General features: G+C 42.5%; 13 protein-coding genes. 10 read left to right on the top strand and 3 right to left on the bottom strand.

Annotation, left to right across the window (positions count from 1 at the left end):
* Positions 1-121: 121 nt before the first annotated feature.
* On the bottom strand, positions 122-3,958 hold the full coding sequence (gene purL, locus HUK62_RS07240) for a phosphoribosylformylglycinamidine synthase (RefSeq protein WP_176537489.1): 3,837 nt from the start codon (positions 3,956-3,958) through the stop codon (positions 122-124).
* Between the two features lie 436 nt (positions 3,959-4,394).
* On the opposite strand from purL, the gene HUK62_RS07235 reads away from it, so the two are divergent.
* The 3 genes from HUK62_RS07235 to ruvB all read left to right on the top strand — a co-directional run bounded on the left by HUK62_RS07235 (position 4,395) and on the right by ruvB (position 7,750).
* Positions 4,395-5,735 (top strand): deoxyguanosinetriphosphate triphosphohydrolase, encoded by a 1,341-nt coding sequence (locus HUK62_RS07235; RefSeq protein WP_176537488.1) that lies wholly within the window; start codon positions 4,395-4,397, stop codon positions 5,733-5,735.
* A 125-nt stretch (positions 5,736-5,860) separates the two neighbouring features.
* Positions 5,861-6,463, top strand: a complete 603-nt coding sequence (gene ruvA / locus HUK62_RS07230) for a Holliday junction branch migration protein RuvA (RefSeq protein WP_176537487.1) — start codon at positions 5,861-5,863, stop codon at positions 6,461-6,463.
* Between the two features lie 285 nt (positions 6,464-6,748).
* A complete protein-coding gene (gene ruvB / locus HUK62_RS07225; RefSeq protein WP_176537486.1) occupies positions 6,749-7,750 on the top strand; it encodes a Holliday junction branch migration DNA helicase RuvB in 1,002 nt (333 codons plus the stop codon).
* 155 nt (positions 7,751-7,905) lie between these two features.
* Here the strand turns inward: ruvB and HUK62_RS07220 are convergent, their stop codons facing one another.
* Entirely contained in the window at positions 7,906-8,487 is a 582-nt protein-coding gene (locus HUK62_RS07220; protein ID WP_176537485.1) for a hypothetical protein, read from the bottom strand.
* A gap of 305 nt (positions 8,488-8,792) precedes the next feature.
* On the opposite strand from HUK62_RS07220, the gene HUK62_RS07215 reads away from it, so the two are divergent.
* The 7 genes from HUK62_RS07215 to pal all read left to right on the top strand — a co-directional run bounded on the left by HUK62_RS07215 (position 8,793) and on the right by pal (position 15,555).
* Positions 8,793-10,142, top strand: a complete 1,350-nt coding sequence (locus tag HUK62_RS07215) for an amidohydrolase (RefSeq protein WP_176538457.1) — start codon at positions 8,793-8,795, stop codon at positions 10,140-10,142.
* Between the two features lie 304 nt (positions 10,143-10,446).
* A complete protein-coding gene (gene ybgC, locus HUK62_RS07210) occupies positions 10,447-10,854 on the top strand; it encodes a tol-pal system-associated acyl-CoA thioesterase (protein ID WP_176537484.1) in 408 nt (135 codons plus the stop codon).
* 26 nt (positions 10,855-10,880) lie between these two features.
* Positions 10,881-11,579 (top strand): protein TolQ, encoded by a 699-nt coding sequence (tolQ, locus tag HUK62_RS07205; RefSeq protein ID WP_176537483.1) that lies wholly within the window; start codon positions 10,881-10,883, stop codon positions 11,577-11,579.
* On the top strand, positions 11,579-12,031 hold the full coding sequence (gene tolR, locus HUK62_RS07200; protein WP_159127757.1) for a protein TolR: 453 nt from the start codon (positions 11,579-11,581) through the stop codon (positions 12,029-12,031). Before tolQ ends, tolR begins: the two co-directional genes overlap by 1 nt.
* 3 nt (positions 12,032-12,034) lie before the next feature.
* Positions 12,035-13,294, top strand: a complete 1,260-nt coding sequence (tolA, locus tag HUK62_RS07195; RefSeq protein WP_176537482.1) for a cell envelope integrity protein TolA — start codon at positions 12,035-12,037, stop codon at positions 13,292-13,294.
* Positions 13,295-13,650: 356 nt separating this feature from the next.
* Positions 13,651-14,934 carry a Tol-Pal system beta propeller repeat protein TolB gene (tolB, locus tag HUK62_RS07190; RefSeq protein ID WP_162841310.1) on the top strand — a complete coding sequence of 428 codons (1,284 nt, stop codon included), beginning with the start codon at positions 13,651-13,653 and terminating at the stop codon, positions 14,932-14,934.
* Positions 14,935-14,985: 51 nt separating this feature from the next.
* Positions 14,986-15,555 (top strand): peptidoglycan-associated lipoprotein Pal, encoded by a 570-nt coding sequence (gene pal, locus HUK62_RS07185; protein WP_004693879.1) that lies wholly within the window; start codon positions 14,986-14,988, stop codon positions 15,553-15,555.
* 58 nt (positions 15,556-15,613) lie between these two features.
* Here pal and HUK62_RS07180 read toward each other — a convergent pair whose 3' ends face one another.
* Entirely contained in the window at positions 15,614-15,814 is a 201-nt protein-coding gene (locus HUK62_RS07180) for an NF038105 family protein (RefSeq protein ID WP_004980614.1), read from the bottom strand.
* Between the last annotated feature and the right edge of the window lie 84 nt (positions 15,815-15,898).

Here is a 15,898-nt window from a genome sequence, read left to right as displayed (position 1 = left end):
CACTTTCACACAAATATAAAAGCAAAATCTAAACCAACATCAGCGGGAGAAATAAAAAATTAAAAAGATGATTCAATAAAAAAGCCACCCGAAGGTGGCTTTTCAAAACACAGACTTCAAATTAACCAATGAACTTACGCGCATTGCGGAACATACGTAACCATGCACCGTCTTCAGTCCACTCTTCAGGCTTCCAAGAATGCTGTACAGCACGGAAGTTACGTTCAGGGTGCGGCATCATAATTGTTGCGCGACCATCTTTCGATGTGACACCTGAAATCGCTTCTGGTGAACCATTCGGGTTCATTGGATAGTGTTGAGTTGGGTTCCCTTGGCTATCAACATAACGCAAGATCACTTGATTACCTGCATTTAATGCCGCTAAGTTATCTTCGCTTGTCACCACACGACCTTCACCATGTGCAACTGCGATCGGCAGGATTGAACCTTCCATACCTTCCAACAATACAGAGTTCGATTTTTCAACACGAACGTTTACTGCACGCGCTTCAAACATCTCAGATGTATTGCGGTGGAAACGAGGCCAAGCCTCTGCACCCGGAATTAATGGTGCAAGCTGAGACAGCATTTGACAACCGTTACATATACCTAGAGAGAATGTTTCGTCACGGTTGAAGAATTTCTCAAATTGGTCACGAAGTTTTGGATTGAACAATACAGATTTCGCCCAACCGCCGCCTGCGCCCAATACGTCACCGTAAGAGAAACCGCCACACGCTACTAAACCTTCAAAGTCATCAAGACTGATACGACCAGCAAGCAAGTCGCTCATGTGTACGTCTACAGTGTTGAAGCCGACTTTGTCAAATGCAGCAGCCATTTCTACATGACCATTTACACCTTGTTCACGCAGAATCACCATGTTTGGACGGCGTTCATTGATGTATGGTGCTTCGATTGGCTCGTTCAAATCAAATGTTGGTTTTGCAATTAAACCTGCATGTGATTTGTCAGCGATCAACGCATATTCTTGATCCGCAGTTTCTACATTGTCACGTAGACGTTGGATTTGATGTGACACTTCTGTCCATGCTTGCTGTAATTCAGCACGGTCTAAGCTCAAACCATTTACAGTTAAAGTATCTGTGTCATTCACAGTACCAACAACCGCAATTGCATCGCGTAATGTAAATGCCGCAACTTCGTCTGCAAGTGTTGCCCAATCAGACGCGCTGATTTGAAGCACTGCACCAATTTCTTCTGCAAATAGACTTTCAGTTGATTGATCTTCTAAAGCCACACCGAGACGTGCTGCAAACATCATTTCCGCAACAGTTGCAAGCAAACCACCATCACCGATGTCGTGGTAAGCCTTAATTAAGCCGCGGTTGTTCCAGTCTTGAACCAATGCAAAGAAAGCTTTGAAGTCGTCAAAACTATCCACATCAGGTGTCACTGAACCAATGGCTTTATAAACCTGAGCAAGGATCGAACCGCCTAGACGGAACTGACCTTTAGAAAGATCAATACGGACAAGTACTGATTCTTCATTTTTCAATTCAGGCGTTAAGGTTTTACGTACATCAGTTACAGGAGCAAAGGCTGTGATTACACCTGACATCGGTGAAGTCACCGATTTGTCTTCGCCTTCATCATTCCAAGTGGTGCGCATTGACAATGAGTCTTTACCTACTGGAATTGCAATACCGAGTGCAGGACACATTTCCATACCGATGGCTTTTACACCTTCGAATAAAGCTTGGTCTTCACCTTTTTGCCCAGCCGCCGCCATCCAGTTCGCAGACAATTTGATGTCACTGATCTGGTCGATTTTTGCAGACATAATATTCGAGATCGACTCTGCAACCGATAAACGCGCAGATGCTGCAGGATTTAACAAGGCAACTGGCGGACGTTCGCCCATCGCCATTGCTTCACCTGTGTAGCCTTGTAAGCTTGTTGTAGTCACTGCTGCATCTGCAACAGGAACCTGCCAACGACCTACAAACTGATCACGTGCAACCATACCTGTAATTGAACGGTCGCCAATGGTGATCAAGAATGATTTCGATGCAACCGTTGGGTTTTTAAGTACACGGTAAATCGCATCTTTCAAATCTGTGACTTTAGATGCATCAAAGTCGTCGCCTTGACGTTCAATCGTTTCATACGAACGGCTCATACGAGGTGTGCCGCCCAGCATGACTTGCATTGGCATATCCACGGCTTTGTTATCAAACAATGGATCGTTCACTGTCAATTGACGCGCTTCAGTTGCTTCACCTAAAACGGCAAACGGACAACGTTCGCGTGCACATAATGATTCAAATAATTCTAAAGAACTTGGACGAATCGCCAATACATAGCGCTCTTGCGCTTCGTTTGACCAGATCTCCATTGGAGACATGCCCGGCTCAAGTGATGGAATCTTACGTAAATCAAGAATCGCACCCAGTTCGTGGTCATTCACCAACTCAGGCATTGCGTTTGAAATACCACCTGCACCCACGTCATGCACAGACACGATTGGGTTGAAGTCTTCCATACGCCAGCATGCATCAATCACTTCTTGGCAGCGGCGTTCCATTTCAGGGTTTTCACGCTGTACAGAAGCGAAATCTAGGTTTTCACCCAGTTTACCGCTGTCTACAGAAGATGCCGCCCCGCCGCCTAAACCAATCAGCATTGCAGGGCCACCAAGAACGATCAGCAAGTCACCCGGTTGAATCGCATCTTTTTCCACGTGGTCTGGACGGATGTTGCCGTAACCGCCAGCAATCATAATTGGCTTATGGAAACCTTTCACATCACCATTCACGTTTTGTTCAAAAGTACGGAAGTAGCCATTTAAAGCAGGACGACCAAATTCGTTGTTGAACGCAGCGCCGCCCAAAGGTCCTTCAATCATGATTTGAAGCGGAGATGCCATACGAGATGGCTTGCCGTAGTTTTCTTCCCAAGGCTGTTCAAAACCCGGAATGTTCAAGTTAGACACTGTAAAGCCAGTTAAACCTGCTTTTGGTTTACCACCACGACCTGTCGCACCTTCATCACGAATTTCGCCACCCGAACCTGTTGCAGCACCTGCAAATGGTGCAATTGCTGTTGGGTGGTTATGCGTTTCCACTTTCATTAAGATGTGAGCGGCTTGGCTCTTGTATTTATAAACGTGGTGACCAGTCGCCTCATCTTTCTTTGGGTAGAAACGCTGAGTATCAAAACCAACGATCACCGAAGCATTGTCTTTATATGCCGACAATACATCTGTTGGTGATTCTTTATAAGTATTTTTAATCATTTGGAACAATGACAATGGCTGTTTTTCACCATCAATTGTCCATTCAGAACCAAAGATTTTATGACGACAGTGCTCTGAGTTTGCCTGAGCAAACATCATCAGTTCAATATCGTGCGGATTACGACCGAGCTTGTTAAAAGCAGCAACCAAATAATCAATTTCTTCATCAGAGAGTGCAAAACCAAACTCAGAGTTTGCTTTTACTAAAGCGTCTTTACCCTGACCTAATATGTCAATTGCGTTTAAAGACTTTGGTGCAGTTTCAGAGAACAATGCAGCCGCGTCTTCAATTTGATTGAACACACTTTCAGTCATACGGTCATGTAAAACTTGTTTTACTGCATCCGATACTTCAGAAATACCTTTTAAAGTAAACAAAACACCGCGTTCTAAGCGGTGTATCGGGGTATTACAGTTGGCAAAAATATCCGTTGCCTTTGATGACCACGGCGAGATTGTACCTACACGTGGCGTCACAAGGACTTGAACTTCATCACTTGTCGCTTCGCGAACTTGGAAGGTTGCGCCATCATTTAATAGCTGCAAAGCAGATTGCTGTTGTTGCTCGTCGAGCGCTTGGTCGAAAAGGTAAACCCATTGGCTTTCTATTGATTGAACAGAACTGATAGACGATAGACGTGTTAAAAGTTGTGTTTGCTTAAAAGAAGAGTGTGCAGGTGCACCGGCAACGATAAACATGCTGTTTTTGGCTCCACGGGCAGGTCTAGACAACCTACCTCAATGTGACTTGAAGAGAGCGCATATTCTACTGTGTATTGCCAAAATCAGCTAGTCGTCTACGACTTAAAAAAGTGAGATTTCTTTGTTTTAAAAGATCAATTTACTTTGACTTTAAAAATCAAACATGATTAGTAACAAATGTTTTAAGGGATAAATTTCAAAGATGCCCGACTTTTAGGCTTTGATTCAGTTCTAAAAACCATTTTCAATTGATATTTAAGCTGCAAATAACGAAGTCGATAGCCTCCTTGAGAACAAACATGACTGCTTTAAGATGTTCTATTTCTGAGAACTTAATACTGCATAAATTAAAAGACAACTTATGTCGCAGCCCTCTAGAGCTCGTCACACTTTTTTGGCATGATGAAGCCAATAACTCACTGAATAACGATAAATGATGCAAATGCGTTGGTTGGAACTGCTCTCAACAGTTCGTATTGGAAGTAAAAAACAAAATACCGAATTGGCACGTAGTCCATTTCACAAAGATTATGACCGAATTATTTTTTCCCAAAGTTTTCGTCAACTGAACCGAAAAACCCAAGTCCATCCACTGACTCAACACGATGGCATTCATACTCGTTTAACGCATTCGCTCGAAGTCTCCTGCATTGGACGCTCTCTTGGCATGCTCGCAGCGGAAAAGATCAAGGACGAACTGCCAATTTGGATTTCTCCTGCCGATGTTGGAGCCATTATTCAAGCGGCTTGTTTAGCACATGATATTGGGAACCCACCGTTTGGTCATGCGGGTGAATATGCCATTCGTGAATGGTTTGACGATGCATCACATGGAAACTTTTTAGAGAAACTTTCCCCAGAAGAACAAGCCGATGTGCGTCAATTTGAAGGTAATGCCCAAGGTCTACGCTTACTGACTAAAATTGACTACCATCCTAATGATGGTGGCATGCGTCTGACCTATGCGACACTTGGGGCTTACTTAAAATATCCGTGGCTGTCTAAAACCATCGAATCACAAGGTAATACTCCTGCCAGTAAACGTGCCAAATTTGGTTGCTATCAGGCAGAAAAAGAAATCCTGCAACAAATTGCAGAGCAACTCGGACTGATTCAACTAGGTGAATACCATTATTGTCGTCATCCGCTGACTTATTTGCTTGAAGCAGCAGATGATATTTGCTACGCCCTGATTGATCTTGAAGATGGCATTATTTTAAATATGTTGTCTTATGAAGAAGTCGAACCGATTTTTTTAAGCTTGCTTGGTGAATATAGCGCACCAACTGAACTGTCAATGCCAGATACCACATGGCAGCAAAAAATTGCGGCCCTGCGTGGACGAGTAATGAAACGTCTGGTTGAAGAAGTCACATCGGCTTTTGCTAAGCACCATTTTGAAATTTTAAGCGGACAACTGGCTGGCAGCTTACTGCAATACTGTGCTGCTGATATTGAGTTAGGCATTAACCGTGCAAAGGATTTAGCCCGCGATAAAATATTTGAACACCCACAAAAAGCTGGTTTGGAAATTATTGCCCATCAAAGTTTGCAAAATATTTTAGATGCCTTTATTCCACTCACTACACCGCATAAAACATTAAGTTTTAAAGAACAACGCTTAATGGCTATTTTATATCGTTCTGGTGCGCACTTTGGTAGCAACCATTATGAAAATATCATGCAGGTCTTAGATATTATTTCTAAATTTTCAGACCACCAAGCGTATAACTTGTCTCAAGAGTTACAAGGCAATAAGGCAGGATTGATTTAAATAAGTCATCAACATCCAGTTTGATGATAAAGCCATCAATCCGAACTCAATTTTCCGTGAGCCTTTTGCCTTTCTGCGCAATGCTCACTACTATGCAACCATTGATAAAAAGTGAATCACACAACATGATCGGATGTCTTATTGGTGAAGTCTTCGCACTAGAAGCACCCACCGTACTTTTAAATGTAAATGGTGTCGGTTATGAAATTGATACACCACTGACAACCTTCTGCCAACTACAAAAAGGCCAGAACATTACCTTATGGACACACCTTGCCGTGCGTGAAGATGCTCAACTGCTTTATGGCTTTTTGCATCAACAAGAAAAAATCATTTTCCGCACCCTATTAAAGGTCAACGGTGTCGGCCCTAAAATGGCTTTAGGTATCTTATCCACGCTTAGTGTCGATATGCTGATTCATACTGTTGAGCATGAAGATATCAACACACTGGTTAAAGTACCGGGCGTGGGTAAAAAAACTGCTGAACGTTTGATGATTGAGTTACGTGATCGCTTTAAAGCGATGTCTTCAGGCACAGTGCCAAGCAACTCAACCGTTGAACAAATCCAGTTCACAGGCAACTCTGCCGTGGCAGAAGCTGAAGCGGCATTACAGTCTTTAGGGTACAAACCTTTAGAAGCACAGAAATTACTCAATGCTGCAAAAGGTGATTTTACTGAAGCAAGTGACATCATCCGTGCTGCACTCAAATCGATGAATAAATAAAGCATCTCAATCAAGACGACATTTGATACACGTAAGTGTCATTCGCAACTGTTCGCGTCAGGAGACATTTGCACATCAATGTTTCTGCGATATAGTCGATACGAACTTTCATTCGATGAGTTTTGCGAATGACGGTGGTTTTGCTTACTTTTGCCAAAACAAAAGTAAGGCGAACCGCAGGTTATTCCTGAGTTTCGCTTGAAAATGGAAAGACTCCGCCAAGGTATATACTTTCTTTTCTGACATTTTGCTACAAAGCATATTCACCTAAAGTTTAAATAATATATGCAAGACCGTCTCATCGGTGGTTCCGAAAAACCCGAAGATCATATCGACCGCGCTATCCGCCCGACCTCACTCGATGACTACATCGGTCAGCCCGTGGTTCGTGAACAAATGGAAATCTTTATTGGCGCAGCCCGTGGTCGTGGTGAAGCCCTCGATCACACCTTAATTTTTGGTCCACCGGGACTGGGTAAAACCACACTTGCGAACATTATTGCCCGTGAAATGGGTGGAAACTTAAAGTCAACTTCAGGCCCTGTACTAGAACGTGCTGGGGACTTGGCAGCCATGCTGACCAACCTTGAAGAAGGTGATGTGCTGTTCATCGATGAAATTCACCGCCTTTCCCCCGTGATTGAAGAAATTCTTTATCCTGCCATGGAAGACTACCAACTCGACATTATGATTGGTGAAGGTCCTGCGGCGCGTTCAATTAAGCTCGACTTACCTCCTTTTACTTTAGTTGCCGCAACCACACGCGCCGGACTCCTCACCTCTCCTTTACGTGACCGTTTTGGTATTGTGCAACGCCTTGAATTCTATTCAGTCACTGATTTGACTCATATTGTGACTCGTTCTGCCAATTTGATGGATGTACCTATTACGCGTGAAGGCTCAGCAGAAATTGCACGTCGTTCGCGCGGCACACCACGTATTGCAAACCGCTTACTACGTCGAGTCCGTGACTATGCACAAGTCAAAGGTACTGGTGAAGTGACACAAGACATGGCTCAGCGTGCCCTCGATATGCTGAATGTCGATAAAGATGGTTTAGACACTTTAGACCGTCGTTATTTGAGTATGTTACTTGAACGTTTTGATGGCGGCCCTGGTGGTGTAGAAGCTCTGGCAGCAGCGATGGCTGAAGACTCAGGTACTTTAGAAGATGTGATTGAACCGTATTTAATTCAACAAGGTTATGTGATGCGGACAGCCCGTGGCCGTATTGCCACCAATATGGCATATTTACAGTTTGGTATGACACCGCCTGAACCAAAGTAAGCGCGACAAATAGGGAGATTTATTCTCCCTGATTATTTTAATCGCATCATTCATCTAGTGAACTATTTTATTCTCATTTACAGATAAAGACTGCAAAGTGAGTGTTTAAGTGATTTTTAGCCTCGTGTATTTAACAAAATTATGGTTCTTAAAAACTAAGATTTCATAATTACCCGTACCTCTTGCACCAACATCAATTCACATGCACCACCGCCTATATCTTCACGACTTAAAGAACTACGCCAAGTCCAGCCATCTTGTGACTGTATCTCTACTAACTGCCCTTTTAGATAAATCAAATCATCCTTATCAATGGCTTTAAGTTGTTGTTCAATGTGTTTTGAAGCAGGTATTAAATGCGTATTGGCACTTTGTGTCTGAATATCGTGTACAGGAATTGGCGGGTTGTTTTCATAGCGCCAATAATACCAACGGTTGCTTTGCCGAATTGATAATTGTTTATAGACTTGAGGATCAGCCATTTTGTTCCAACCCAAAGCAAAATCAACAGGACTAATTTCTGCTTCACGCCCCAAATGATAGTTTTCTTTTGCGAGAACCCGAAACTCTCCCGCATAAGGCTCTAAATTCGTGATGTTGTAACCCTGAAATTGTTGAATACCATTGATACTTTGAACACTGGTCGTATTGAAATTAACATGATCTGGCTTAAGCCAATATGACCAAAATGCACAACCAATAGCCAAAATAATTAAGCATTTGAAAAAACGATTCATTTTTAAACTTTAATACGCATTTTTATCATGTACTGATGATAAATTAAATTTAATCAAAGCTCTGCGCCACAGGTCTGAAAATAAGGATTTATAATTCGCGTAGTGAAATTAAAATTTAAACCAAATACATAATTTTACAATGTATAATATTGCGATAAATTCCTTTAATACCAAGCTTTAACGCTTAAAATACCTTAAAAGTATAAAAAAACACTTCGATAGTTTTGGTTAATTTTAAAACAGTATGCAATTCTAGAGAATCACTTTAACTATCTCAAAATCTTAAGGTTCTTCCATTTATGCACATCTATAAGCAGATCGCGCTTTCTCTTCCTTTCCTTTTTTGCAGCCAACTCAGCCTTGCAGATTGGATTAATGATTCAGCTCAAAATGTTGAGGCGCATACCATCAAGCTACGCCAACATATTCATCAGCATCCTGAACTTGGCAATATGGAATTCAAAACCTCTGAGCTGGTACAAAAAGAGTTAAAATCTTATGGGATTGAAGTGCGTAAAGGATATGCCAAAACAGGTGTTATTGGGATTTTAAAAGGAGCTAAACCTGGCCCAGTCATGGCATTACGTGCCGATATGGACGCTTTAGCAATTGAAGAAAAAACAGGACTTCCTTTTGCTAGCAAAGTTAAAGCTATGTATCAAGGTAAAGAAACCCATGTCATGCATGGCTGTGGACATGACGCGCATACGGCCATGTTATTGGGCGCGGCCAGAGCACTTGCAGCCAATAAAGATAAAATTGCAGGTACAGTGGTCTTTGTCTTCCAACCTGCAGAAGAAGGCGGTGCAGATGTGGACAACTTTACTCAAGGGCACTTGATTGGTTCACGCAAAATGATTGCTGATGGTGCATTAAATAATCCAAAGCCTGAAGTGATTTTTGGCATGCATGTGATGGCAGGTATGCCAAGCGGCACTATTTCATATAAAGATGGTGCTATCTTAAATAGTGGCGATCATCTGCGCATTCAAGTGAATGGTAAGCAAGTACATGGTTCTATGCCTTGGTTGGGTCGCGACCCAATTTATGCGTCATCACAAATGATTAACAACATACAAAGCTTGATTAGCCGTAAAGCAGACTTAAGCAAAGGTATGGGTGTGGTGAGTATTGGGAGCATTCAAGGCGGTACAGCGGGCAATGTCATTCCTGAACAAGTGAATATGACCGGCACCATTCGCTCAAATAGTGAAAATATTCGTCAAAACATTCTCAAAGATTTACCGAAAATGATTGAATATAATGCACTTGCCAATGATGTTACGACTAAGGTTGAAATTGCACCTTATGCACCTGTGACGATGAATGACAAAACATTAACGAAACTGATGCAACCCACTCTAGCCAAAGTTGTAGGTGACTCTAAACTGCATGTGCTTGAAAATAACTCTAGTGCCAGTGAAGACTTTGCCTATTATGGTGAGTTAATGCCGTCTTTATTTGTGTTCGTTGGTGCTACACCAGCCGACCAAGATATGTCCAAAGCGGCACCGAACCATAATCCACTGTTTATTGTGGATGATGCGACTTTAAAAACTGGGGTGGAAAGCCACATACGCTTCGTGATGGATTATCCTAAAGTTGCTGAACAAGTTCAGGCCGATTGGAAAAAAACACAAGCTACTAAAATTTAGTCTATGAATAGAAAGATGAAAAGTGAGCCTTAGGGTTCACTTTTTTTATTCTAAAATTCATTAAAATTTTGAATATTTATTCAATTCACCTTTAAAATAAATCAATTTGGTCAAGGTATTTTTTACCTCTGTTTTGATTTATTTGGTTTTGACACCTTGTGCCATTGGTCAAAAACCTTAAGCTGCTAAACTGCAATGCGTTACACAGCTTGCTTCTTAGCGGAAAAATAATGTTTAGAAACTTTTTATTCCATTAAATCTCAAGCTTCATCCATAAAACCAAATTAAATATTGGAATACCATCATGGCGAATAAATTTGAATTCAACATTCGTGTATATATTGAAGACACTGACGCAGGTGGCATTGTATATCATGCAAACCATATTCGTTTTATGGAGCGTACTCGAACTGAATGGCTACGTGCGGCTGGTGTTGACCATTATTGGCACCAGAAAGATTATCACTTTGTCGTCCATAAAATAAATGTAAAATATTCACGTCCAATCCTCATGGATGACCTCATTACTGTTACAGCGCGTGTAGTTTCGTGTAAAGCGACATCATTTGTATTGCAACAAAATATTTATCGTGGTGAAATCATGCTTGCATCAGGTGAGGTCGAATTGGCATGTATCAGTTCAGAAATGAAACCCCGTCGACTTCCCGATGAAATCCGCGAACTGATTCTAAAAGAATTAGGACAAGACTAAAAAAATTATTGGCACATGTAGTAACTATGGCAACTCAACTCGAATCATCTCTTCAAGTTTCAGATCTAATATTACAAGCAAGCCCAGTCGTACAACTGGTAATGCTGGCTTTACTTTTGGCCTCGCTGTTTAGCTGGTATCTGATTGCCAAGTTACACATGAGTTATAAAAAAGCACAGGCAGACGATGACCATTTTCAAAAAATTTTTTGGTCAGGTGCTGAACTGAATACGCTGTATAACAATGCGCAACTTAACTCCAAACGTGTCGGCCTTGAGGATATTTTTTATCAAGGTTTAGGCGAGTTTTTAAAACTAAAAAAACGCAATGCTGCTCCAGCACAAACCATTGAAGGCACAGAACGTATTTTACGCGTCGGTCTAAGTCGTGACCAAAGCCAACTTGAACAAGGCTTAGGTGCTTTGGCCAGCATTGGTTCTGTGGCCCCGTATGTTGGCTTATTTGGTACCGTTTGGGGCATCATGAATGCATTCATCGGTTTAGCAGACGTAAATCAAGTCACCCTTGCAACGGTTGCACCTGGTATTGCTGAAGCCCTCATTGCTACAGCGATTGGTTTATTTGCAGCGATTCCTGCAGTATTGGCATTTAACCATTACACAGGAAAAGGCGAAACGGTTTACTCCGATCGTGCTTTATTTGCAGAAGAAATGGTTGCGTTATTACAACGTCAGTCTTTGGGTGAAACTAAGGAACATGACTAATGGCAATTCAACGTTCAGGGCGCTTCGAGCGCATTAAAAAGCCACTAAAAAGTGAGATGAACGTCGTTCCATATATTGACGTGATGCTCGTATTATTAGTGATTTTTATGGTCACCGCACCCATGATTACCAGCGGCATCAATGTCGATCTTCCTCAGGCCAATGGCAACCCTATTGAATCAAAAGATGCACCTGCAATGGTCAGCTTAGATAAAGAAGGTCGCTATTTCCTTAAATATAAAACACACCGTTCAGCTGAACCTTTGGCTTTATCTGAATTGACGTCTATTTTAAGTGAAGCACAGCAACAAGCTCAGGCTGACAATAAAACTTTAACCGTTGTTGTGGAAGGTGAACAGTCACGCTCTTATGGCGAAGTCATGTCGCTCATGAACAGCCTACAAGAAGCGGGTCTCAGCCAAGTTGGATTACTCACAGAGCCATTAAAGTAATTTATGAAAGATTTTAAAAAGCCACCTTTTAAACAAAAAGCCATCGCGCTTGGATTTACCTTTGGTGTCCATGTGATTGCTGTTGTTGGCTTACTTTATCTTGGTATGAGTAAACCACCAGAGCCACCGAAGCAAATTAGAACTGTGCTCATCAAACCTGAGGACTTAAAGCCTGTTACGCTTGAAGAAACAGAGTTTACTGAAACAGCACATGAAAATGTCGCCAAAGAAATCACACAAACTGCTCCGCCCGCTGTAGAGCCTGCACCTGTTATCCCAACCGCGCCACCTATAACACCCATTGTGCCAAAGGTCGACGCTCAAAAAGCAGCAGCGGATGCCAATGCTGCTGAAACGGCAGCGCGTAAAGCTGAATTACAGCAGCAGATTCAGGCACGTGCAAAGGCAGAAGCTGAAAAACTACAAGCTCAGCAAGAACGTGCTGCTACCCGTGCAGCGGAGCAAGCTAAAGATGCTGAGAAAGCCAAAGCAGATGCAGCGGCGACAGCCGAAGCAGACGCCAAACGCCGAGCAAACTTAGAAGCATTGAAAAAAGCAGAGGCAGTACAAAAAGCTAAGCTAGAGGCACAAAAGAAAGCGGATCTCGCTAAAAAGCAGAAGCAAGACGCTGATGCAAAGGCCAAAGCAGATGCAGATAAAGCCAAGGCTGCCGCTGATGCAAAACGTAAAGCCGATGCGGACAAAGCAAAAGCCGCCGCTGATGCAAAAGCCAAGGCAAATGCCGATGCTAAAGCTAAAGCAGATGCTGCGAAGACCAAAGCTGACGCTGATGCGAAACGTAAAGCTGATGCTGATAAAGCTAAGGCAAATGCTGACGCAAAAGCCAAAGCTGATGCCGAAAAAGCCAAAGCCGCTGCTGATGCCAAACGTAAAGCTGATGCCGAAGCCAAAGAGCGTGCGGCTGAAGAAGCACGTGCTTCATCTGCAAAACAAGCTGCCGAAGAAGCCGCGCAAAAGAAAGCTGAAGCCAAGCAAATTGCTTCAACGGCTAAGCGCGACTTTGAAAATAAAATTAAACGCGCTTGGGATACCCCAGCAGGCTCAAGTGGTAAGACCGCAACAGCGCGAGTGACCTTATCTGATAACGGTTCCGTACGTTCGGTGATTGTCAATTCAAGTGATCCTGACATGAAAGCCAGTGTTGAAGCTGCTGTTCGTTCTGCTGCCCCCTACCCAATGCCTTCAGATCCAGAAGCACGCCGGCAAGCACAAAGCTTTACCTCATCCTTTACTGCGAAATAATCCAAATCCCCTGAACAGTCAGGGGATTTTTTAGCCTAAAGCTCAGTACTTTTATATATTCAAATAACTTATTTTAAATACATTTAATCTGTATCCATGCTCAATAGTAATCGATGTGAAGTCTTTAATTTCAGTCGATATTTCACTCAATACAAGTAAATCGCCACTCCCCCTTATCACACATATCTACCTATGCGTTTTTGCACTTACGCTTAAACGACTTAATTCTTACTCATTTTTTACAGTGTTATAACAGATCAGTCATAATTTCATGCTTTTAATATTAGAAAATCATGCCATTATGTAGAACAATTAAACCCACAATAAAAGCCGTTTGTTTGAGTAAATAACGAATGATGGAAATGACGCGTAAACACCTTCTTAGCCTAGCCATTTTAACTGCTTTCAGCCCAGTCTTAGTGACTCAAGCGCATGCTCAGCTTCATTTAGAAATTGCAAAAGCACCTGAAGAAGCGCCTAAAATTGCAATCGTACCTTTTAGCAATGACAGCAGTCTCTATCCTATTATTGAAACGGATTTAAACCGCTCAGGGAAATTTACCAGCGCTTCAAAAAATTTGCCTGCAACAGCCAGCATGAATAATCCGAACGCAGCCAACTGGCAAGCAGCAGGTGTTCCATATGTCGTTACAGGAACAGTAAAAACCACTGAAAATGGTAGCTACGAGGTTCATTACCAACTGTACGATGTCCAAAAACAACAATATCTTTTAAATGAATTATTAACTGTTCCAGCATCACGCGTTCGTTCTGCTGCACACATGATTAGTGATGCTATTTATCAAGCATTAACTGGTATTCCTGGGGACTTCAGCGGTCGTATTGCTTATGTGCTACGGAATCCTGCTACACCAGAGCAACGCTATACACTACAAATCGCGGATACTGATGGTGAGCAACCACGTACAATTTTAACGTCACGCGACCCAATTTTATCGCCTGCATGGACACCAGATGCCAAGAAAATTGCTTATGTTTCATTTGAAACCAAACGCCCTGCAATTTATGTCCAAGACCTTTCGACAGGTACGCGTGAAAAGCTTGCTAGCTTCCGTGGTCTAAATGGCGCGCCAAGCTTCTCACCAGATGGGAAAAGTATGTTGTTCACCGCTTCTATGCATGGCAACCCAGAAATTTACCAAATGAACTTGGAAACCCGTCAGCTGCAACGCATGACCAATGACAGTGCCATTGATACTGAAGCACGTTATGCACCAGATGGTAAGTCATTTATTTTTACTTCTGACCGTGGTGGTTCTGCACAAATTTACCGTTATGACTTGGCAAATAGCAGCTATAACCGTCTGACCTTCCGTGGCGCGTTCAATGCACGTGGTACGCTCAGTGCCGATGGCAAAAAGCTAGCACTGGTACACCGCCCAAGCGGTAGTAACTATAAAGTCGCTATTCAAGATTTAAACTCAAGTGTTACAAATATTTTAACCCCAACCAGTTTGGATGAGTCACCAAGCTTTTCCCCAAATGGGCAGATGGTGGTCTATGCAACGCGTGAAGGTTCGCGTGGTTTGTTATCGATCATGTCACTGGATGGCCGTTTCCGTATGAATTTACCAAGTGAACAAGGTGAAGTCCGTGAACCGGCTTGGGCACCCAAATAACTTTTTAATGACTAGTCATTTAATAATCATCAATTTTCATGGAGATGAAGAATGAAATCGATCAAGCTTTTAGCCCTTCCAATCTTAGCGACTGCTCTTGTGGTTACAGGATGTGCGAGCCGCAAACCTGCTGCAACAATTGAAGCCGGCCAAAACCCAAATGGTTCAACCACAGTCAATACTCAAGGTCTAAGTGAAGATGCTGCTTTAAATGCACAAAATCTTGCAGGTGCATCAGCAAAAGGCGTAACTGAAGCCAACAAAGCATTTTTAGCAAAACGCGTTGTGCATTTTGACTATGACAGTAGCGACCTCAGCAATGATGATTACCAAACGCTACAAGCACATGCGCAGTTCTTAATGGCAAATGCAAATTCGCGTGTGGCGTTAACAGGCCACACCGATGAGCGCGGTACACGTGAATACAATATGGCATTGGGTGAACGTCGTGCCAAAGCGGTTGAAAGTTTCTTAATCACCACAGGTGTGAGTCCGAACCAACTTGAAGCTGTTAGTTATGGTAAAGAAATGCCAATCAATGCAGGCCATGACGAAAATGCATGGAAAGAAAACCGTCGCGTAGAAATTAACTACGAAGCAGTGCCACCACTTTTAAAATAATGCTGGTATTACAACTGAAATAAAAAAGCGCTCCTTTCGATGAGCGCTTTTTTATGACTTAAACTTGTTCAGGCTTGGGATTTTCATCAGATTCTTCAGCATGTTGCATAGATTCAATCATGTCATGTTTATTGAACTTTTTATACTCAGCCTTTGCTTCGTAATCTTGCCACGCTTTTTTCACGCTATCGTCTGAAATATCATCTAAGTTAATCCCTTCGCTCGGCGTTGGAGTCGCATCAAATTTTTGCGTTGTCATTGTTGTGCTCCTATTTTTACCTGATATTCCTTCCATCAACATAGCACTTTCCACAAGACTTGCAAGGGTAAAATCGCAGCAAAT

The organism is Acinetobacter sp. NEB 394 (assembly GCF_013374795.1).
Lineage (GTDB): Bacteria > Pseudomonadota > Gammaproteobacteria > Pseudomonadales > Moraxellaceae > Acinetobacter > Acinetobacter johnsonii.
Note: the sequence above shows the minus strand (reverse complement) of the source record. Positions and strands in the feature narration are given on the sequence as shown.